Source organism: Solirubrobacter pauli, assembly GCF_003633755.1.
Classification (GTDB): Bacteria; Actinomycetota; Thermoleophilia; order Solirubrobacterales; family Solirubrobacteraceae; genus Solirubrobacter; species Solirubrobacter pauli.
In genome coordinates this window covers 4,140,961-4,160,203 of record NZ_RBIL01000001.1, presented here as the reverse complement: position 1 = coordinate 4,160,203, position 19,243 = coordinate 4,140,961, and the positions used below count along the sequence as shown (strand labels likewise).

18 protein-coding genes are annotated in these 19,243 nt (G+C 73.5%); 7 read left to right on the top strand and 11 right to left on the bottom strand.

Translation table 11 applies throughout. The features are described 5' to 3' along the window. Positions 1 to 6 precede the first annotated feature (6 nt). The 3 genes from C8N24_RS19335 to C8N24_RS19325 form a co-directional block, all read right to left on the bottom strand. On the bottom strand, positions 7 to 1,164 hold the full coding sequence (locus tag C8N24_RS19335) for an ROK family protein (protein ID WP_121252674.1): 1,158 nt from the start codon (positions 1,162 to 1,164) through the stop codon (positions 7 to 9). Positions 1,165 to 1,229: 65 nt separating this feature from the next. Next, the gene (locus C8N24_RS19330; RefSeq protein WP_121252672.1) at positions 1,230 to 2,435 is read right to left on the bottom strand and encodes an ROK family transcriptional regulator; all 1,206 of its coding nucleotides are present in this window, start codon (positions 2,433 to 2,435) and stop codon (positions 1,230 to 1,232) included. A gap of 37 nt (positions 2,436 to 2,472) precedes the next feature. Further along, positions 2,473 to 3,231 (bottom strand): RDD family protein, encoded by a 759-nt coding sequence (locus C8N24_RS19325; RefSeq protein WP_121252670.1) that lies wholly within the window; start codon positions 3,229 to 3,231, stop codon positions 2,473 to 2,475. 6 nt (positions 3,232 to 3,237) lie between these two features. On the opposite strand from C8N24_RS19325, the gene C8N24_RS19320 reads away from it, so the two are divergent. Continuing rightward, positions 3,238 to 4,245: a stage II sporulation protein M gene (locus tag C8N24_RS19320; protein WP_121252668.1), complete on the top strand. Its 1,008-nt coding sequence runs from the start codon at positions 3,238 to 3,240 to the stop codon at positions 4,243 to 4,245. Here C8N24_RS19320 and C8N24_RS19315 read toward each other — a convergent pair. The 7 genes from C8N24_RS19315 to moeB form a co-directional block, all read right to left on the bottom strand. Next, the gene (locus C8N24_RS19315; RefSeq protein WP_147447885.1) at positions 4,166 to 5,410 is read right to left on the bottom strand and encodes a DUF58 domain-containing protein; all 1,245 of its coding nucleotides are present in this window, start codon (positions 5,408 to 5,410) and stop codon (positions 4,166 to 4,168) included. The two genes, C8N24_RS19320 and C8N24_RS19315, sit on opposite strands and share 80 nt — an antisense overlap. 88 nt (positions 5,411 to 5,498) lie before the next feature. Beyond that, positions 5,499 to 6,428, bottom strand: coding sequence for an AAA family ATPase (locus tag C8N24_RS19310; RefSeq protein ID WP_211340024.1), 930 nt, complete (start codon positions 6,426 to 6,428; stop codon positions 5,499 to 5,501). After that, positions 6,425 to 7,306, bottom strand: a complete 882-nt coding sequence (locus C8N24_RS19305) for a DUF4350 domain-containing protein (protein ID WP_170179212.1) — start codon at positions 7,304 to 7,306, stop codon at positions 6,425 to 6,427. Before C8N24_RS19305 ends, C8N24_RS19310 begins: the two co-directional genes overlap by 4 nt. Continuing rightward, positions 7,303 to 8,145 (bottom strand): DUF4129 domain-containing protein, encoded by an 843-nt coding sequence (locus C8N24_RS19300; RefSeq protein WP_170179211.1) that lies wholly within the window; start codon positions 8,143 to 8,145, stop codon positions 7,303 to 7,305. The genes C8N24_RS19305 and C8N24_RS19300 overlap by 4 nt, the downstream gene beginning before the upstream one ends. Continuing rightward, entirely contained in the window at positions 8,142 to 9,767 is a 1,626-nt protein-coding gene (locus C8N24_RS34095) for a hypothetical protein (RefSeq protein WP_170178734.1), read from the bottom strand. The genes C8N24_RS19300 and C8N24_RS34095 overlap by 4 nt, the downstream gene beginning before the upstream one ends. A 29-nt stretch (positions 9,768 to 9,796) precedes the next feature. Then, complete coding sequence (locus tag C8N24_RS19295) at positions 9,797 to 10,075, bottom strand: ubiquitin-like small modifier protein 1 (protein ID WP_121252661.1); 279 nt, start codon at positions 10,073 to 10,075, stop codon at positions 9,797 to 9,799. 12 nt (positions 10,076 to 10,087) lie between these two features. Next, complete coding sequence (gene moeB, locus C8N24_RS19290; RefSeq protein ID WP_121252659.1) at positions 10,088 to 11,284, bottom strand: molybdopterin-synthase adenylyltransferase MoeB; 1,197 nt, start codon at positions 11,282 to 11,284, stop codon at positions 10,088 to 10,090. Between the two features lie 108 nt (positions 11,285 to 11,392). On the opposite strand from moeB, the gene C8N24_RS19285 reads away from it, so the two are divergent. The 6 genes from C8N24_RS19285 to C8N24_RS19260 are packed head-to-tail and all read left to right on the top strand — an operon-like array spanning position 11,393 to position 18,947. After that, a complete protein-coding gene (locus C8N24_RS19285) occupies positions 11,393 to 12,358 on the top strand; it encodes a sensor histidine kinase (RefSeq protein WP_170179210.1) in 966 nt (321 codons plus the stop codon). Then, positions 12,355 to 12,987, top strand: a complete 633-nt coding sequence (locus tag C8N24_RS19280) for a response regulator (protein WP_121252655.1) — start codon at positions 12,355 to 12,357, stop codon at positions 12,985 to 12,987. The genes C8N24_RS19285 and C8N24_RS19280 overlap by 4 nt, the downstream gene beginning before the upstream one ends. 16 nt (positions 12,988 to 13,003) lie before the next feature. Continuing rightward, complete coding sequence (locus tag C8N24_RS19275; protein WP_121252653.1) at positions 13,004 to 14,890, top strand: potassium transporter Kup; 1,887 nt, start codon at positions 13,004 to 13,006, stop codon at positions 14,888 to 14,890. Then, positions 14,887 to 15,426 carry a hypothetical protein gene (locus C8N24_RS19270; RefSeq protein WP_121252651.1) on the top strand — a complete coding sequence of 180 codons (540 nt, stop codon included), beginning with the start codon at positions 14,887 to 14,889 and terminating at the stop codon, positions 15,424 to 15,426. The genes C8N24_RS19275 and C8N24_RS19270 overlap by 4 nt, the downstream gene beginning before the upstream one ends. A gap of 12 nt (positions 15,427 to 15,438) precedes the next feature. Next, on the top strand, positions 15,439 to 16,053 hold the full coding sequence (locus C8N24_RS19265; protein WP_121252649.1) for an SCO family protein: 615 nt from the start codon (positions 15,439 to 15,441) through the stop codon (positions 16,051 to 16,053). Further along, entirely contained in the window at positions 16,050 to 18,947 is a 2,898-nt protein-coding gene (locus tag C8N24_RS19260) for a DEAD/DEAH box helicase family protein (protein ID WP_121252647.1), read from the top strand. Before C8N24_RS19265 ends, C8N24_RS19260 begins: the two co-directional genes overlap by 4 nt. Here the strand turns inward: C8N24_RS19260 and C8N24_RS19255 are convergent. Further along, entirely contained in the window at positions 18,914 to 19,168 is a 255-nt protein-coding gene (locus tag C8N24_RS19255) for a hypothetical protein (RefSeq protein WP_147447884.1), read from the bottom strand. The two genes, C8N24_RS19260 and C8N24_RS19255, sit on opposite strands and share 34 nt — an antisense overlap. Positions 19,169 to 19,243: the final 75 nt, after the last annotated feature.

Sequence of the window (19,243 nt, the reverse complement as noted above, 5' to 3'; positions counted from 1 at the left end):
CAGGTGTCAAGCCGCGACGCGCCCGAGAACGAGCGCGACGGCGCCCAGGACCTCGGCCCGTTCGCCGAGCGCCCCCTCGACCACCTGGACGTCGTCCGCCGCCGAGCGGATCGCGCCGCGGCGCAGGGAATCGCGGAGCGGCTCGAGCAGCAGCTCCCCGGCGTGCCCGAGATCGCCGCCGACCACGACCCTGCGCGGATTGAAGAGGTTGCAGAGCGTCGCGACGGCCGTGCCGATCGCGGTTCCGGCGTCGGCGATCGCCCGCGCGCAGCCGGCGTCGCCGAGCAGCGCGAGCCCGACCGCCTCGGGCAGCGTCAGGTGGTCGCCGTGAACATCTCTTAACGAGCTCAGGACGGCCGGACCGGCCGCGAGCGTCTCCAGGCAGCCGCGGTTGCCGCAGCGGCAGATCGGCCCGCCGGGGTCGACGACCGTGTGCCCGAGCTCCCCGGCCGTGCCGCCCGCGCCCACGTACGGCTGGCCGTTGACGATGAACCCCGCGCCGATGCCGGTCGCGGCCTTCACGTACGCCATGTGGTCGACTCCCCGGCCCGAGCCCCACATCCACTCGCCGAGCGCGCCGAGGTTGGCGTCGTTCTCGACTTCGACCGGGTGGCCGAGCGCCTCCGCGACGGCCTCCGCGGCGTTGATGCCGACCCAGCCCGGCAGGATCGTCGAGTTCCCGAGCTGCCCCGAAGGCCGGTGCACCGGACCGGGCAGCCCCATGCCGACGCCGAGCAGCTCGCCCGAGTGGACCTCAGCTTCCTCGAGCGCGTCGCGGAACTGGTCCTGGGCGAGCGCGATCGCCTCCTGAGCAGGCAGATCGTCGGCCAGCGGCTGCCGGCGCTCGGCCAGGAGCTGATGGCTGAGGTCCGAGATCGCCACCCGCAGGTGACGCTTGCCGAAGTCCAGGCCCGCGACCACGCCCGCCTTGCGGTGCAGCGCGATCAGCACCGGCGGGCGGCCGACCGCCTGGCGCTCGGGCGGATGGACCGGCTCGGCGGGCTCGACGACGAGGCCCGCGGCCTGCAGGTCGCTCACCACCGCCGACACGGTCGAGGGCGCTAAGGCTGCACGGCGGGCGAGATCGGCGCGCGACACGGCCCCGGCTTCAGCCAGGACCCCGACGACACGCGCGCGAGCGTCGCGGCGAGACGTCCTATCCATTCGGCCTCGGAACGCTACACGCGGAACTATCGAGATAGCAACGCCGAATTACTTCGGAACCGGTACTAACCGGCCAGTGCGAGGCGGGTCGGGAGCACCCGATCGGCCTCGGAGACCACGAGCGCGAGGGCGCCGAGGACGTGGGCGCGCTCGCCGAGCACGCCCGCGACGACCTGGGCACCGCGTGACGTCTCGGGCAGCGCGGCGCGCGCGACGGACTCGCGCATGCCGTCGAGCAGCAGGTCGCCGGCGGCGGCGAGGTGGCCGCCGATGATCAGCATCTCGGGGTTGAGCACGTTCAGCAGCGTGGCCGCGACCGTGCCGAGGGCGCGACCGGCGTCGTGGATGACGCGGACGCAGCCCGCGTCACCCGCGTGGGCGGCTTCGAGGATGCGCTCGATCGTGATGTCGTCGCCGTGTGAGCGGCGCAGCAGGTCCACGAGCGCGCCCGAGGCGGCGACGGTCTCCAGGCAGCCGCGGTTGCCGCAGCGGCAGACGATGCCCTCGGGGTGGACGAGCACGTGCCCGAGCTCGCCCGCGAGGCCGGCGCTGCCACGGTACAGGCGGCCGTTGAGGATGAGCCCGGCCCCGATGCCGCTCGACACCTTCAGGTAGACGAGGTCGGTCGCGTCGCGGCCCGCGCCGAACGCCGCCTCGGCGAGCGCGCCGAGGTTCGCGTCGTTGTCGACCATCACCGGGATCTCGAGGCGCTTCTGCAGCTCCTCGGCGACGGTCATGCCGATCCAGCCCGGCAGGATCGCGGACGAGTGCACGGTGCCGTCGCCCTGGTCGACCGGGCCCGGCAGGCCCATGCCGGCGCCGATCACGAGCTCCTTCGCGACCCCCGCGTCGGCGAGCGTCTCGACCACGAGCTCCGCGGCCATCTCCAGGCCCGCGAACGCGTCGTGGTCGGTGTCCAGCGGCCGCGTGCGCTCGGCGAGGATGGTGCTCGCCAGGTCGGACACCGCGACGCGCAGGTGGCTGTGGCCGAAGTCCACGCCGACGGCGGCGCCGGCGCTGGCGTCGAAGCTCAGCAGGATCGGCGGGCGGCCGCCCGAGGAGCCGTGCGCGAGGCCCGGCTCGGGGCGCTCGACGACGAGCCCGTCGGCCTGCAGGTCGGCGACCAGGCTGGAGACCGTCGAGCGGCTCAGGCCGGTGCGGCGCGCGATCTCCGCACGCGAGATCTGTCCCTCGTCACGCAGCGCGCGGATGACGCGCAGGCGGTTGAGACGGCGGAGTGATTCGAGTGAGCCTGCGCGACCGGGGGGCATGAAAGCGGTTCCATTTGAGCGCAGCCGCTTCGGATAATCAACCGTAGGGCGTGTGCGACCCCCCGACGGGGGGAACCATTGGACCGGATTTTGCCGCTGCCAGGTACTCGAGGAACTGCTCGTCGTGGAGCCCCGGACGCACGCCGGGGACGAGCGGGCGCAGCTTCGTGGCCAGCTCGGCGGCGAGCGCGGCGCGCGGCCCCGGGGCGAACGAGTGCCGGCGGTCCAGGAAGGTGCGCACCGCCATCAGCTCCTGCTCCCCCACGCCGGCGACGTCCCAGCTCTGGAACTGCGCGGGCGGGATCGCGGCGCGCGGCGGCTCGTACGCCGGCGTCTTGACGTCGCGCACGACGAGCGTCCCGGCCGCCAGGTCCCCCAGGCGCTGGTTGTTCTTGGTGGAGAGGATCGCGATGATCGCCGGCAGGTAGCTGAGCGCGGCGCCTTCGAGGATGCGCAGGATGTTGCGGATCAGGCTGGCGCGCAGCCCGACGGGCGCGCCGCTGTCCATCACCACCCGCAGCCCGGCGGCGCGGCGGCCGATCGTGCGGCCACCGCCGACGACCTCGAACACCACGTGGTAGCCGACGTAGAACACGAGGAACGCGGCGGCCGCGGCGATCGTCGCGGCGATCTCACCGCCGAGCGCGGCCGCGAGCAGGATCACGACCAGCGCGGCGGCGCCGCCGATCAGCAGGTCGATCAGCGTCGACAGGAAGCGACTGCCGATGTTCGCGAGCGGAAGCGCGAGCTGGACTCCTTCCGGGGTGGCGATCTCCCGCCGATCCTCATACTCCATGGCCACATGATGAGCCCTGAGCGCTTCGAAGCGGAGCGTGCGTCGAGTTGGGGCGAGCTCGACGCCCTCGTGCGCAAGGCCGGCAACAAGCCGGAGAAGCTCGGCGCCGCGGGTGTGCGGCGGCTCGGCGAGCTCTACCGCGCGGCCGCCGCGGACCTCGCCTTCGCCCGCCGGCGCTTCCCGGGCGACCCGCTGCTGACGCGGCTCGAGCCGCTGGTGCTGCGCGGCCGCGCCGCGGTCTACGGCCGCTCCGGCACGCGCCAGTCGCTCTGGCAGTTCGTGTCCCGCGGCTACTGGCAGCGGCTCGCCGAGCGCCCGTGGCTGATCTTCGCGGCGTGGGCGCTGCTGCTCGGGCCCGGGCTGCTCGGCGCGCTCTGGGGGCTGCTGGACCCGCCGACCGCCGCCGGGCTGATGCCCGCCCAGTTCCAGGGCGCGGCCGACCCGCCGGTCGAGGGCCGCGACTACGACGCCGCGGAGGCGAGCGCGTTCTCGGCCTCGGTGATGTTCAACAACATCCAGGTGACGCTGATCGCCTTCGCGGGCGGGATCGCGTTCGGCGCCTTCACCGTCTGGGCGCTCGTCTTCAACGGGCTGATCCTCGGCGTGATCGCGGGGCTGGCGATCGGCGCAGGCAACGGCGTCGCGTTCCTGCGGCTCGTCTCCTCGCACGGGCCGCTCGAGTTCTCGTGCATCATCGTCGGCGGGATCGCGGGGCTGCGGATGGGCTGGGCGCTGATCCGGCCCGGGACGCTGCGGCGTTCGACGTCGCTGCGACGCGAGGCGCTGCCGGCCGTGGAGATGGCGGCGGGGACGATCCCGTGGCTCGTCCTGTGCGGCGTGCTCGAGGGCTTCGCGACCGGGCCGGAGCTGCCGGTGTGGCTCCAGGCGTCGCTCGGGTTCTCCTTGGCGGCGCTGTTCTGGACGCTGGTGTACGTCAGAGGATCGCGCGGGACTTCGCGCGCAGGTACTGCGCCACGAGCGTCGCGGGCAGCTTCTCCGGCGGCGCTTCGATGACCCGCGCGCCGGCCGCGCGGACCTGAGCGGCCGCGCGGGCGCGGGCGGCGAGCACGTCGTTGGCGACGGTCGCTCGGGCCTCCCCGAGGCGGTCGGTCGGCACCGAGTGCGCGATCGCCTCCAGCGCCGGGTCGGACGGGCTGGCCACCACCACCGCGTGCCGGCGGGTGAGCACGGGCACGGCGCGCACGAGCGGGCGCGTGGCGGCTTCCTCCAGCAGGTCGCAGAGCACGACGACGAGCGCCCGCTTGGAGCCCTCCGCGCGCCGGAAGGCGAGCTCGAAGTCCGAGTCGACCGGGTTCGCCTCGAGGTCGTAGAGCGCGCGCACGACGGCTTGGCCGCCCTTGCGCTGCGGCGGCAGCACCACGCGCACGTCGTCGTCGAAGGCGACCGTTCCGGTGCGGTCGCCCAGCTCGTCGGCGACGAACGCGAGCGCCACCGCGGCGTCGAGCTCCGCGTCGAGGATCGTGGCGTCGGCGAGCGGGGCCGTCGAGAGGCGCCCGGCGTCGATCAGCAGGATCAGGTCCCGGTCCTGCTCGAGCCGGTACTGGTTGCTCATCGGCCGGCCGAGCCGGGCCGTCGCGCGCCAGTTCACCTGACGGATGTCGTCGTCGGGCTCGTAGTCGCGGATCAGCTCGAACTCCGTGCCGAGGCCGAGCGGCCCGCGCGCCGTCGCGCCCTGGTCCCGGAACCGCCCGCGGGCCACGGCCAGGGCGAGCCGGCGCGCGGTGTGCAGGTCGGGGAACACGCGCAGCGTCGCCGGCTCCGACGCCTTGTGGTCCCAGCGGGCGAGGCCCAGCGGACCGGTCGCGCGCGTGGCCACGGGCGGGAGCGTGTGCCGTCCGCGCCGCAGGGCGGTCACGGTGGCGTCGATCGACGGCCCTTGACGGGGCTCGATCTCGACGCTGGCGGGCGCGCCCTGGCGGACGAGCACGCTGCCGCCCGCGGGCGCCGCCGCCGTGACCCGCAGCGGCGCGGGGACGCCACGGCTGAGGACCTCGGGCGCGCGCCGGGTGACCGTCGGAGCGCGCCGGGCCGCCCGGGCGTCGACGACCACCGCGCCGACGAGCGCGATCGCGAGCAGCGCCACGACCCCGATCGGGACCAGCAGGGCGCTCAGCGCAAGCGCCGCGAGGATGACGACCACGCGCGGGGCAGGGCTCATCGCGGCCGGCGGCTCCGGACGTCGCGGTGAACGCAGGCGGGGCCGGCGGGCGCGGCGAGGCCGGCCGTGCGGCGCGGACGCGGGGCGGTCATCGCGGGACCGGGACGTCCTCGAGCGCGGCGCGGATCGCGCCCAGCGGGGTCGCGCGTTCCAGCTCGGCCTCCGGCGTCAGCACGAGGCGGTGGCGCAGCACCGGGGCGGCCATCCTCGCCACGTCGTCGGGCGTCACGTACGCGCGGCCGGACAGGCGCGCGGCGGCCTTGGCCGCGCCGAGGAGGTGGACGGCCGCGCGCGGGCTCGCGCCGAGCGACACGCTCGGGAGCTCGCGGGTGCGGCGCGCGATCGCGACGACGTAGGCGATGACCTCGTCGTGGACCTCGGTGGCGTCGACCTCGGCGCGGGCGGCGCGGAGGTCCTCGGCGGTGGCGATCGGCTGGATGTCCTGCAGGCCGGTCGGGGTCAGGCCGCGGCGGTTGAGGCGGAGCATCGCGCGCTCCTCCTCGGCCTCCGGGTAGCCGAGGGCGACGTGGACGAGGAAGCGGTCGCGCTGGGCCTCGGGCAGCGGGTAGGTGCCCTCGTACTCGACCGGGTTCTGGGTGGCGAGGACGAGGAACGGGTCGGGGAGCGGGTGCGCCTGGCCGTCGACGGTGACCTGGCGCTCCTGCATCGCCTCCAGCAGCGCGGCCTGGGTCTTGGGCGGCGTGCGGTTGATCTCGTCGGCCAGCACGACGCCGGCGAACACCGGGCCGGGGCGGAAGACGAGGTCGCCGGCGCGCAGGGCCATCGTCCCGGTCACGTCGCTCGGGAGCATGTCCGGCGTGAACTGCAGGCGGCGGAAGTCGAGGTCGAGCGCGCGGGCGACGGCGCTCGCGAGCAGCGTCTTGGCGACGCCGGGCACGCCCTCGAGCAGCACGTGGCCGCCGAGGGCGAGCGCGGCGAGCATGTCCTCGAGGGCCTCGTCATGGCCGACGACGACCTTGCGGACCTCCCCCGCGACGCGGGCGTGCAGCTCCTTCACGTGTGCTCCTTCTCGGGCTTGGCGCGGGCCAGGGAGCCCGCGAGGGCGTCGACGTATTCCACGCGCGGGGGCGGCGGGTCGGAGTCCTCGTCCTCCGGGTCCCCGAAGCGCTTCCCCGCCGCCCACAGGGCGACGAGCGACGTGAGCGCGAGGCCGAGCAGCGCCCACTTGACGGAGGTCGGCAGGCCGCCGAAGCCGCGCGACACGCCGTAGCCGTGCACCGTCTCCAGGAACGCGACCGGCGCGTCGCCGGAGAGCGAGAGCGCGAAGGCGGCGTTGTCGGCGCGCGCGAGGCCGCGGTTGGTCAGCGGCGAGGTGTCGGCCAGCAGGGTCACGTGGCCGGCGCCGAGCGGGGCGAACGCGGCCAGCGGCGTGCGCGGCGGGCCGAGCAGCGGCAGCAGGCCGCCGAGGTCGTCGAAGCCGGTCCGGTCGAAGCTCACGACCGTCCGGACGTCGGCGATCGGGACGAGCGGCACGTGCTCGTCGCTGTCCGCGCTCGTCCACCGCGGTGGATCGTCGAGCAGCTGCTCGATCCACGCGACCTCGCTGCTCGCGCCGAGCACGAGCCGCCCGCCGCCCTCGACCCAGGCGCGGATCGCGTCGGCCTCCTCGGGCTCCATCACGTCGGGGTCGAGGATCACGAGGGTCTCCCCTTCGCGCGGCTCGCGATCGGCGATCGGCGTGCGCACCTGGCGGACCGGGATGCCCGCCCGGTCGAGCAGCGACGCGTAGGCGGCGGCGCCGAGCGGCGTGGTCGCGTACGAGGACGACGGCGGGCCTTCGGGCGCGGGCGAGACCCGGTCGATCACGACCAGCACGACGATGAAGCCGGCGAGCAGGCCGAGCAGCGCCAGCGTGGTGCCGCGCCGCGAGCTCACCCGCGCTCCCGGGCGTGGGAGACGACGTCCGGCCAGCGCTCGCGCGCCTGGGCGACGTCCTCGGTGTGCGGCTCGCGGCCGCCATAGACGACGTCGTCGAACGTCGTGGAGAGGTCGTCGAAGTCGCTGGAGCGCAGCGTGCGGCGCACCTCGTGCGTGGAGATCGACGGCCGGAAGGCGATCGCGCCGCGCTGGTCGAGCCGCAGCAGGCCGGCGCGGAAGCGGAGCCGCAGCGCGGCCTCGTAGTTCCCGGCGGCCTCGGCGTCGGCGGCGCGCCGCTCGAGCGCCCTGGGGTCATCGCCGGCGGGGGCGTGCGCCTGCGCCGTCGCCTCCGACAGCGCGATCCGGCGCGTCAGGAAGAACCGCGCGAGCAGGTAGCCGACCGTGAACAGGAGCGCGCCGAGCACGATCCAGACGACGTTGCGCCCGCCCGGCAGCAGGTCGTCGAGCAGGTCGAGCAGCCCGGTCGGGGCGAGATCGCGCAGCCAGTCGACGAAGCCGCGGAACGGCCCGGGCGCCTCGCCGCCGTGGAAGCGCTCCTCCTGGAGGATGTCGCGCGCCTGCGTCGTCGGGTCGTCCAGCGGCGGCGCGCCTTCGTACCGGAATGACCGGAGCGTCTCGAGCCGCTGCTCGAGCTCCTCCCCTTCCGCGCCCGCCAGCGAGCCCGCGACGTCGACCGGCTGGCCGTCGACCGACGTCACCTGCTCGAGCGCGGCCGCGTTGCCGTCGGCGACCAGCGCCTGGTACTCCGAGAGGCTGACCTCCTTGGCGTGCGCGGTGGCCGGCGCCAGGCACGCCGCGAGCAGGACCACGGCGCCCGCGATGCGGGCGCGGATCACAGCCCGCCCGGCCCGCGCGGCTCCTCGGGCGGCTGCCAGTCCGCCCGATCCTTGTCCTTCTTGTCCTTCTTGTCCTCCCACGGGGACTCGCCGAACGGCGACGACGCGCCCCAGCGGGACTCCCACGCGGGCGGCTCCTCCTTGGGCGGCAACGGGTCCGTGGGCTCGTCGACGGGCGGCAGCGGATCGGTCGGCGCGGCCTCGTCCCCGAGCGGCGAGCCGGACGTGAGCCCGTCACCGGGCGTGGCCGGCGGGCGGCCCCAGCGGGCCTCCTCGTCAGGCGTGGCCGGCGCGCCCTCGGACGGGCGGCCCGAGCGCGCCTCGTCGGTGCTCGGCGGGGCCTCGGACGGACGCCCCCAGCGGGCTTCCTCGTCGGTGCTCGTTCTCGGCGCGCCTTCGGCGGGGCGGTCCCAGAGCGACCCACCCGCGCCCGCGGGCTGCGACCCGCCCGGTCCCGTCGGGGGGCCGGCCGGCGCGGCGGGCGGCGGCCCGGCCGGTGGGGTCGGCGGCGCCCAGCGCGACGGCCCCGAGGGCGGCCCACCCGGCGCGCCCTGCGGCGGCCCACCCGGCCCGCCCTGCGGCGGCGCCCCCGGCGCTCCCGGCGCGGGCCGCATCCACGGCGACTCCTCCGGCGGGCGGGCGTCCGGCGGGTTCTGCGCCGCCGGACCCCAGCGCAGCGGCGCGTCCTGGTGCGAGGGCACGTTCCAGCCGCCATATTGGCCCTGCGGCTGCCACCCCTGCGGGGGCGGCGTGTACTGGCCCGGCTCCAGCGGCGCGGGGATCGGCGCGTCCGGGTCGAATGACCGGCCCAGGCCCTCGGCGAGCATCTGGACGTCGAAGCCTTCCTTGCGGATGCGCTGGTCGAAGTAGAGGATCGTCAGCACGGCCGCGGAGAACGGGTAGGTGATGACGTTGCCGAGCGTGGTGCCGACGACGTTGGCGACGGCGGCGGCCAGCCGGTTCTCCGAGGCGAATATCTCTGCGAACGCCGACGGGATCGACGAGATGATCCCGCCGAGGATGCCGACCAGCAGCCAGGAGACGATCAGCAGCAGCAGCGTCGCCCAGAACCGCTCCCGGATGAGGCCGTAGCTGCGACCGAGCGCCTTGAACGGGCCGACGCGTTCGAACAGGCTCGCCGCGAGCGCCAGCGACCACACGGTGACGAGCCAGAAGCCCGGAACGAGGCACAGGACGAACCCGAGCAGCACGGGCGGCGCCGCGATCAGGCTCAGCACGAAGATCCGCGGCGCCCGGGAGATGCCGAAGCGCAGCGAGCGGCCGGCCTCCGGCGTGGCTCCGAGCCAGGCGTCGGCGACGGCTTTGAAGCACGCCGTGTTCACCACGAGGAACGAGACCACCCCGATCAGCGCCGTGATGCCGAGCGTCACCCATACGCCCGCCTCGATGTCGTCGGCGGACGTCGTGCTGGTGTCGGTCTCGGGCAGGAACTCGAGCTGCTCGGCGTCGATGGAGCCGATCAGCAGCACCTGCAGGATCGACAGCGGCAGCAGGGGCACGATGACGCACAGCGCCAGCGTCTTCCAGTGCCGGGTGCAGACTTTGATGCCCGCGTCGAGGATCTCTCCAAGGCTCAGCGGCCGTAGCGAAGGGGTAGCCACGGCCGCGAAGGTAGCGGGTCCGGAGGCGCCTAGGCGCCGCCGCCGGCCATCGCCGGCAGGATCACGAGCGTGTCGGACTCCCCGACCGTCGTGTCGAGGCCGTCCAGCACGCGTACGTCCTCGTCGTTGAGGTACACGTTCACGTAGCGGTTCAGCGAGCCGTCAGCGCCGAAGAGCTGCTGCTGGGTCGCGGGGTGCTGCTCGGCGAGCGCGCGCAGGACGGCGCCGACGTCGCCGCCGTCCGCGTGGACTTCCTTCTCGCCGCCCACGGAAGGACGCAGGACCGGTGGGATCTTGATCTTCGCCATCGTCAGGTCACCCTAGCCCGCGGCGGCGCAGAACGCCTCGTAGTCCGGGAACACGCCGAGCTGCGACTCGTCGATCTCCGACGGGTCGATCGAGCAGATCGGGCACTCCGGGTCACGGCGGACCTTGAGCTCGGTGAACGTCGCGCCGAGCGCTTCGTAGAGCAGCAGGCGGCCGATCAGCGGCTCGCCCGCGCCCACGATGAGCTTGACGACCTCGGTCGCCTGCAGCAGGCCCATCGTCCCCGGCAGCACGCCGAGCACGCCGTTCGCGCCGCAGGACGGCGCCAGCTCCGCCGGGGGCGGCACCGGGTACAGGCAGCGGTAGCAGGGGCCGTCGTGCGGCTTGAAGACGGACAGCTGGCCATCGAACCCGAGGATCGAGGCGCTGACCACCGGGATGTCCAGGCGCACCGTCGCGTCGTTGAGCAGGTAGCGCGTCGGGAAGTTGTCGACGCCGTCGACGATCACGTCGTAGCCCTCGATGATCTCCATGATGTTGGAGGCGTCGAGGCGCGTCTTGTACTTGACGACCTGCACGTCCGGGTTGATGCCGTTGATGGCGATCTCCGCGGAGTCGACCTTCGGCGTCCCGATCCGGTCCGTGGTGTGGATGACCTGGCGCTGCAGGTTCGAGAGGTCGACCTCGTCGTCGTCGACGACGCCCAGCGTCCCGACGCCGGCGGCCGCGAGGTACAGCGCGGTCGGCGAGCCGAGGCCGCCGGCGCCGAGCAGCAGCACCTTCGCGTTGAGCAGCTTCGTCTGGCCCTCGAGCCCGATCTCGGGCACGAGCAGGTGCCGCGAGTAGCGGTCACGCTGCTGCGGCGTCAGCACCACCGGCTTCTCGACCTCGTAGCCGCGGTCCTTCCACAGCGTGATGCCGCCGTTCATGGAGACGACGTTCTCGTAGCCGAGCAGGTTCTTGAGCGTGTTCGCCGCCAGCGCGGACCGCTGCCCGGAGGCGCAGTAGATGACCACGCGCTGGCTGCGGTCGGACCCGATCGCGCCTTCGACGCGCGACTCGAGGTACCCGCGGGCGACGTGCTTGGCGCCCGGGATGTGGCCGGCGTCCCACTCGTCGCTCTCGCGGACGTCGAGCAGCACCACGCCGCTGTTGCCATTGCCGTTCAGCGCGGCCTTGACCTCGGACGGATCGACCTCATCGACCTCGCTGCGGATCTTGCGGATGACCTCCGCGCCGGATGGGCTCATGCCAGTCCTCGAGAATTCGGATCGGGATTCAATGCTTCACAAAGGATAGCCCCATCCATGCCGTATGGGGTAACGACCCGACCGCGAGTTGCCGATGGGTACCGAACAGTGCGTACTCGCTCGCTCCTGCCGCAGGTCCTCGCGGTCAACACCACGCTGGTCACGCTCACCGCGCTGATCGCCGCGATGCTCGCCCCCGACCGGGCGGGCGGGCTCGCGAACCTGCAGCGCGACCTGCTGATGGGCGTCGCGGTCGTGGCCGCGATCCTGCTCAACACGCTGCTGCTCAAGCGCCGGCTCGTGCCGCTGGAGCTGCTGCTGGAGGCGATCGAGCGCGTCGACCCCGGGATGCACGGCCAGCGCGCCCACGCGCCCCGCAACGCGCCGCAGGAGGTCGAGCGGCTGACCGCCGGGTTCAACAAGATGCTCGACCGGATCGAGCAGGAGCGGATCGAGGGCGGCCGCGCCGTCATCCGCGCGCAGGAGGAGGAGCGCGCCCGGATCGCCCAGGACCTGCACGACGAGGTCAACCAGGCGCTGACGGCGATCCTGCTCCGGCTCCAGGCCGCCGCGCTCGACGTCCCGCCCGGGCTGCGCTCGGAGCTCAAGGAGATCCAGACGCTCGCCACGCAGGCGATGGAGGAGCTGCTGACGCTCGCCCGCACGCTGCGCCCGACCGCGCTCGACGACCACGGCCTCGTCCCCGCGCTCGCGTCGCAGGTGGCCAACTTCGGCGAGCGCACCGGCATCCGCACCACCTTCCACCGCCACGGCGACATGCCCGAGCTGTCCGACGAGGAGCAGCTCGTGCTCTACCGCGTGGCGCAGGAGTCCTTGAGCAACGTCGTCCAGCACTCGGGCGCGAGCGCGGTGCGCGTCGAGCTCAACAGCGTCGGCCGCACCACGTTGCGCGTGCGCGACGACGGTTGCGGCTTCGCCCCGAAGAAGGGCTCCGGCGGCCGCCTCGGCGTGTCCGGCATGCGCGAGCGCGCGCTGCTCGTCGGTGGCCGCCTGAACGTCTTCTCCGCCCCGGGCGAGGGAACAACCATCGAACTGACCATGGGGGCCTCATGAGGATCCTGATCGCCGACGACCACGGGATCGTCCGTGGCGGCATGAAGCTGTTGATCGACCGCCAACCCGACATGGAGGTGGTCGCCGAGGCCGGCGACGGCGTCGAGGCGTTCGAGATGGCGCTGCAGACCAAGCCCGACCTGTGCGTCATGGACGTCTCGATGCCGCGCATGACCGGCCTCCAGGCCGCGCGCCAGATCCGCGCGCACCTGCCCGAGACCCAGGTCCTCGCGCTCTCCATGCACGACGACGAGCGGTACGTGTTCGACGCCCTGAAGGCGGGCGCGTCCGGCTACGTGCTCAAGCGCGAGGTCGACCAGGCGCTGCTGAACGCGATCCGCGCCGTCTCCCGCGGCGACGCCTTCCTGACGAACGCGGTCGAGCGCACGATCGTGCGCGAGTGGATGAGCGACAGCAGCTCCGGCCCTGAGGAGCCGCTCTCCCCGCGTGAGCAGGAGGTGCTGAAGCTGATCGCCGAGGCGTACACGAACAAGCAGATCGCCGAGACGCTGCACCTCGCCGAGAAGACCGTCGAGTCCCACCGCGCGAACCTGCTGCGCAAGCTCGGCATGCGCGACCGCGTGGAGCTCGTGCGCTACGCGATCCGACGTGGTCTCACCGAAGCCTGAGTAACGTCCACCCGCGATGAAGCGGGCTTCCACGGCGGGCTTGGTCCTGGGCGCGATCGGCGTCGTCTTCGGGGACATCGGGACGAGCCCGCTCTACACGCTGCGGACCGTCTTCGCGCCCGAGCACGGGCTCGAGGCCGGCCGTGAGCAGGTGTACGGCGTCGTCAGCCTGATCTTCTGGGCGATCACGGTGATCGTCTCCGTCAAGTACGTGACGTTCATCATGCGCGCGGACAACGACGGCGAGGGCGGGATCATGGCCCTGATCGCGCTCGTCCAGCGCTCGAACCTGCGCTCGCGCGGCGCGCAGCTCACGCTGGTCCTGCTCGGCGTCTTCGGCGCGTCGCTGTTCTACGGCGACGGCATGATCACGCCGGCGATCTCGGTGCTGAGCGCAGTCGAGGGCCTCGAGGTGGTCAGCCAGGACCTCGAGCGGTTCGTCATCCCGATCACGCTGGTCGTGCTGGGCGCGCTGTTCGCCGCGCAGCGCTTCGGCACCGGCCGCGTCGGCGGGCTGTTCGGCCCGGTCATGGTCCTCTGGTTCATCGTGCTCGCGGTCTCCGGCTTCGGCCGGATGCTCGAGCACCCCGAGATCCTGCAGGCGCTCTCCCCCCACCACGGCGTCGAGTTCCTCTTCGACCACGGGCACGAGGCGTTCGTCGCGCTCGGTGGCGTCGTGCTGGCCGTGACGGGCGCCGAGGCGCTGTACGCCGACATGGGCCACTTCGGCGCGCGGGCGATCCGCAAGGCGTGGTTCGCGCTGGTCTTCCCCGCGCTGATCCTCAACTACCTGGGCCAGGGGGCGTTGATCGTCGGCGACCCGCAGACGAGCGGCAGCCCGTTCTTCCTGCTGTTCCCGGAATGGGCGCGGATCCCGATGGTGATCCTCAGCACCGTCGCCGCGATCATCGCCTCGCAGGCCGTGATCAGCGGCGCGTTCAGCGTCACCCGCCAGGCGATCCGGCTCGGCTTCCTCCCACGGCTGGTCGTGCGCCACACGTCCCAGCGCGAGGTCGGCCAGGTCTACGTGCCCGCCGTGAACTGGATCATCTTCGCCGCGGTCGTCGCGCTCGTGCTCGGCTTCCAGTCGAGCGAGCGGCTGGCGAGCGCCTACGGCATCGCGGTGACCGGCACGCTCGCGATCGACACGCTGCTGTTCTTCTTCGTCGTGCGCGCGCTCTGGGGCCGCCCGCTCGGCCTCGTGATCGCCGGCGCCACCGCGTTCCTGGTCGTCGACCTCACGTTCTTCGCCGCCAACCTGACCAAGATCCTCCATGGCGGCTGGTTCCCGCTCGCGATCGCGCTCGCCGTCTTCGGCGTCCTCACCACCTGGCAGCGCGGACGGGAGATCGTCAGCCACCGGCGGATCGAGGAGGAGGGGCCGCTGCGCGCGTTCGTCGAGGAGGTCCGCGAGCTCGACCCGCCGGTCGCCCGCGCGCCCGGCACCGCCGTCTTCCTGAACGCCAACCCGGAGACCACGCCGCTCGCCCTGCGCGCGAACGTGGAGCACAACCACGTGCTGCACGAGTGCGTGATCATCGTCTCGCTCGCGACCGAGCGCGTCCCGTACGTGCAGGAGGACACGCGCCTGACGATCGACGACCTCGGCTACCGCGACGACGGCATCACCCACATCACGGGTCGCTTCGGCTTCCAGGAGGCGCTGAACGTCCCGGAGCTGCTGCGGCTGGCAGCCCGCCAGGGCCTCGAGGGCGACCCCGACCTCGAGCACCCCTCCTACTTCGTCAGCCGCATCTCGATCATCCCGACCAAGCGCCCGGGCATGGCCTCGTGGCGCAAGAAGCTGTTCCTGGCGATCTCCCGCAACACCGCCAACCCGGTCGAGATCTTCCACCTCCCGGACGACCGCACGGTCGTGATGGGCTCCCACATCGAGCTATGACCACGTACGACCCCCACTACCCCGACGGCCTCGGAGAGCTCGGGTTCGCCGTGCTGGACGCCGGCCACGTGCCCGGCCCACCCGCGCCGCCGTTCAAGATCGGCACCGGCTATCCGCTCGCCCTGTGCGTCAACGGCGACCTCGCCGCCGTGTCGTTCGCCGTCCTGGACGCGTATCCCGACATCGCCATGGGCTGGTGGTGCTTCCTGGAGAGCTACCAGCGCACCAACGGCCTCTGGGGCTACACGGCGGCGCCGCACGACAACACGACGTCGGAGACGCCGTTCGCACGCCCGACCGGCGGCATCGAGTGGGTCTCGTTCGGGGGCGTCAGCGGGTGGGACGACGAGCCGAAGCAGCGTCACTCGTACTTCGGCATCGCCGGCACGGACATCGCGCGGCTCGCGATCGGCACGTGCGAGGTGCCGATCACGCCGTGGTGCGGTGCCTGGGTCGTGATCGCACCCGGCGACGCGTCGACCCTGACGGCCTACGACGCGGCCGGCGTCGTCGTGGACGAGATCGCCTACGACTAGCCTGAGGGACCGATGCTCCCGGCTCGTCTCCGCCTCGCGCTCATCGCGCTGTCGCTGTGCGCCGTCGCCGCCGTCCTCGGCGCGACGCTCGCCTCGCGGGCCGGGAACGCCAACGAGACGCGCGGGCTCGAGCTGAGCAAGGACGGGTGGGCCGGCGCCGTCCGCCCGCCGACGCAGCGGGTGCCGGACTTCACGCTCAAGGACCAGGACGGCAAGACGGTCACGTCCGCGTCGCTCAAGGGCCGCCCCGTGGTGTACGCGTTCGTGTACTCGACCTGCGAGGACACGTGTCCAGCGCAGGTGCAGACGATCAAGGGCGCGATCGACGATGCCGACCGCAAGGACGTGCGTGTCGTGGGCATCTCGGTCGACCCGGTCAATGACAACCCCAAGCGGGCGGCGTCGTTCCTGCTCAAGCAGGGCATGACCGGCCGGATGGAGTTCCTGCTCGGCACGCGGGAGCAGCTGCAGCCCGTGTGGGACGCGTTCGCGATCCAGCCCCAGCAGGACAACCTGGAGCACTCGGCACACACGATCCTCGCCGACGCCAGTGGCAGGCAGCGGATCGGCTTTCCCTATGACTTCATGACGCAGGAGGCCCTCGCCCACGACCTGGGGCGCCTGTGAGCCGCTTCCGCGACCTGCAGTTCTACGGGGAGTGGCGGCCGTACCAGCGCGCGGCGCTGGCCGCGTTCGAGAAGGACCGCCACAACGGGCGGCTGCGCACGCACATCGTCGCCCCGCCCGGCAGCGGCAAGACGCTGCTCGGCGTCGAGCTGATCCGCCGGGTCGGCAAGCGCGCGCTCGTGCTCGCGCCCAACCAGGGCATCCAGCAGCAGTGGCCGCGCGCGGTCGGCGCGTTCACGCCGGACCCGCAGGAGGTCGCCGGCGCGGACCCGCTCAAGCCGATCGCCTGCCTGTCCTACCAGGCGCTGTGCCAGCTCGAGGACCCGGAGATCGTGCTCGGCCGGCTCGCGCAGTCGCGCTGGGCGGACCAGCGCGCCGCCGCGACCGGCATGACGCCCGAGGAGGCGCTGCGCGAGGGCGAGGCGTTCGAGGGCGCGGCGGCGGACCGGCGCGCCAAGGAGCTCGCGCGCATCAGCGCCGCGCTCAAGCGCGAGGTCGCGCGCGGCGAGCACGCCGGCGTCGAGCTGCGGGACCTGCTCAGCGGAACGGCGCGCCAGCGCGTGCAGCAGCTCGCGAAGATGGGTGTCGGCGTCGTCCTGCTCGACGAGTGCCACCACCTCGCGAGCCTCTGGGGCTACGTGATCCGCGCGGTCCTGCAGGAGCTGCCGGAGGGCGTGCACGTGATCGGCCTGACGGCCACGCCGCCCGTGTCGCTGCCCGAGGCCGAGGCCGAGCTCTACGACGCGCTGCTCGGCCCGGTCGACTTCACCGTCCCCACCCCGGCGGTCGTCCGCGACGGCCACCTCGCGCCGTACCAGGAGCTCGCCTACCTGACCGAGCCGCTGCCCGTCGAGCGCGACTGGCTGGCCGAGCACGACACCCGCTTCCGCGAGCTGGTGACCTCGCTGCACGACTCGACCGAGTTCCCCGAGTGGGTGATCCAGCGGCTGCACGAGCGGCGCCGCTCCGCCGACGACGAGACCGAGCTGAGCTGGCCCGAGTTCCAGAAGCGCAGCCCGCGGCTCGCCCGCGCCGGCATCCGCTTCCTGCTCTCCGCCGACCTGCGGATCCCGCCGGGGGCGCCACGCGGTGAGGCCTACCGCCGCCAGCCCGACCTCGACGACTGGCTCGTCCTGCTCGAGGACTACGCGCTGCGCCACCTCGCGACGCAGCCGGGCGGCAAGGCCGCCGACACCTATGACGCGATCGCCGCCGCGTTGCGCGAGCTCGGCTTCAACCTCACCCGCAACGGCATCCGCCGCGGCACGTCCGAGGTCGACCGGCTGCTGACCGGCTCGCAGGCCAAGTCCCTCGGGCTGGTCGAGGTGATCGCGCACGAGCACGAGCAGCGCGAGGACCGGCTGCGCGCGCTCGTCCTGTGCGACGCCGAGCTCGCCGCCCAGCGCCCCGACGACGCGCTCACCGGCGTGCTCGACCCCGCCGCCGGCACCGCCCGCCATGCGCTGCTCGCGCTCGCCGCCGACGACCGCACCTGCCACCTGCGCCCGCTGCTGGTCAGCGGCCGCGGCCTGCGGTGCCACCCCAACGACGCGGAGGTCCTCCTCCAAGCCCTGGAAGCCACCGCCGCGGATCACTTCAAGCTGACCGAGTGGGAGGCCGAGCCGGACGGCCTGCTGGTCACGCTGCGCTCACAGGGCGCCGAGTGGATGCCGCGCGCGTGGGTGGAGCTCGCCACCCGGCTGCTGGTCGAAGGCACGACACAGCTGCTCGTCGGCACCCGCGCGCTGCTCGGCGAGGGCTGGAACTGCCCGCCGTTGAACGTCCTGGTGGACATGACGATCGCCACCACCGGTGTCTCCGTCCAGCAGATGCGCGGCCGCACCCTGCGGCTGGACCGCTCGGACCCGCAGAAGGTCGCCTCCAACTGGGACGTCGTCTGCGTCGCCCCCGACCTCGTCCGCGGCAGCGCCGACTACGAGCGCTTCGTGCGCAAGCACCTGAACCTGTTCGCCCCGGCCGAGGACGGCATGGTCGAAGCGGGTCCGTCGCACGTGCACCCGGAGCTCGGCCCGTTCGGCCCGCCCCGGGTCGAGCACTTCCACGACCTCAACGGCGAGCTGCTCGCCCGCGCCGCCGACCGCGACGGCGCCCGTGAGCGCTGGCAGATCGGCACGCCCTACCGCGGCGTCGAGCTGCCCACCCTGCTGGTGCGTCGCCGCGGTGACGACACCGCACCGCCGTCCGTGAGAACGAGCACCGGCCGCCCGCTGCGGCTCTCGCAGCGGGTCCCGATCGCGTCCGGCGTGGGCGGCGGCGCCGCGTTCGGCGCGCTGGGCGTCGCCACCGGCGCGTCCCCGCTGCTGATCGGCCTCGCGCTCGCCCCCGCCGGGCTCGCCTGGGCCGCCGTGCGCCTGCACACGATCAAGCGCCGGCTCCCGCTGGTGCTGCCGCTGGGCGCGGCCGCGCGCGCGGTGATCGACACCTACCGGGACCTCGGCGAGCTCACCCCGGAGGCGGCGGGCAGCCTGACGATCGAGCCGCGCAGCTCCGGCTACCTGCGCTGCGAGCTGACGAAGGCCACGCCCGAGGAGGGCAAGCGGTTCGCCGCCGCGCTCGACGAGCTCGTCGGCATCTCCGACAACCCGCGCTACCTCGTCTCGCGCCCGCTCGCCGACCCGCGCCGCGGCGCGCTCGGCCTGCTCGGTCGTGTGCTCGTCCGCCGCCCGCCGTTCGAGGAGCGCCTCCACCCCGTCCCGCAGGACCTCGCGCGCAACAAGGAGCGCGCCGAGACCTTCGGGCGCGCGTGGCGGCGAGCCGTCGGGCCCGGCCGGCTCGTGTTCACGCAGCGCACCGACGAGGGCCGCGAGGCACGCGCCGAGGCGGCGTCAGCCGACGGCGGCTACGAGACGCTCGTGCGCGACGTCTGGGTGTAGAGCGCGTCCTGCGCCGCGTCCTCGCGGTCCTGCGCCGCCCGGTAGGCGGCGTAGGCGCCTCGTGACGGCCGGCTGCGCCAGGCGGCCAGCGCGTCCTCGGCCTCTTCGGCGGCGTCCCGCCAGGCCTCCGCCACCGGGCTCCACGAGGGTTCCCGGCGCAGCACGATCTCGAGCGTGTCCGGCACGTCGTCGAGGAGGGAGCGGAGATCGCTGGTGCTCATCGCGGGATGGGGGATGCCCGAAAGCTCGCTGGACACACCATCAACTACGCACTGCAGGTCCAACTGGTTGCCTTT

What these genes read in the sequence shown, in the direction of transcription:
- C8N24_RS19335 (WP_121252674.1), bottom strand. Translation starts at nt 1,164, where the DNA reads ATGGATAGGACGTCTCGCCGCGACGCTCGCGCGCGTGTCGTCGGGGTC.
- C8N24_RS19330 (WP_121252672.1), bottom strand. Translation starts at nt 2,435, where the DNA reads ATGCCCCCCGGTCGCGCAGGCTCACTCGAATCACTCCGCCGTCTCAAC.
- C8N24_RS19325 (WP_121252670.1), bottom strand. Translation starts at nt 3,231, where the DNA reads ATGGAGTATGAGGATCGGCGGGAGATCGCCACCCCGGAAGGAGTCCAG.
- C8N24_RS19320 (WP_121252668.1), top strand. Translation starts at nt 3,238, where the DNA reads ATGATGAGCCCTGAGCGCTTCGAAGCGGAGCGTGCGTCGAGTTGGGGC.
- C8N24_RS19315 (WP_147447885.1), bottom strand. Translation starts at nt 5,410, where the DNA reads ATGAGCCCTGCCCCGCGCGTGGTCGTCATCCTCGCGGCGCTTGCGCTG.
- C8N24_RS19295 (WP_121252661.1), bottom strand. Translation starts at nt 10,075, where the DNA reads ATGGCGAAGATCAAGATCCCACCGGTCCTGCGTCCTTCCGTGGGCGGC.
- moeB (WP_121252659.1), bottom strand. Translation starts at nt 11,284, where the DNA reads ATGAGCCCATCCGGCGCGGAGGTCATCCGCAAGATCCGCAGCGAGGTC.
- C8N24_RS19280 (WP_121252655.1), top strand. Translation starts at nt 12,355, where the DNA reads ATGAGGATCCTGATCGCCGACGACCACGGGATCGTCCGTGGCGGCATG.
- C8N24_RS19275 (WP_121252653.1), top strand. Translation starts at nt 13,004, where the DNA reads ATGAAGCGGGCTTCCACGGCGGGCTTGGTCCTGGGCGCGATCGGCGTC.
- C8N24_RS19270 (WP_121252651.1), top strand. Translation starts at nt 14,887, where the DNA reads ATGACCACGTACGACCCCCACTACCCCGACGGCCTCGGAGAGCTCGGG.
- C8N24_RS19265 (WP_121252649.1), top strand. Translation starts at nt 15,439, where the DNA reads ATGCTCCCGGCTCGTCTCCGCCTCGCGCTCATCGCGCTGTCGCTGTGC.
- C8N24_RS19255 (WP_147447884.1), bottom strand. Translation starts at nt 19,168, where the DNA reads ATGAGCACCAGCGATCTCCGCTCCCTCCTCGACGACGTGCCGGACACG.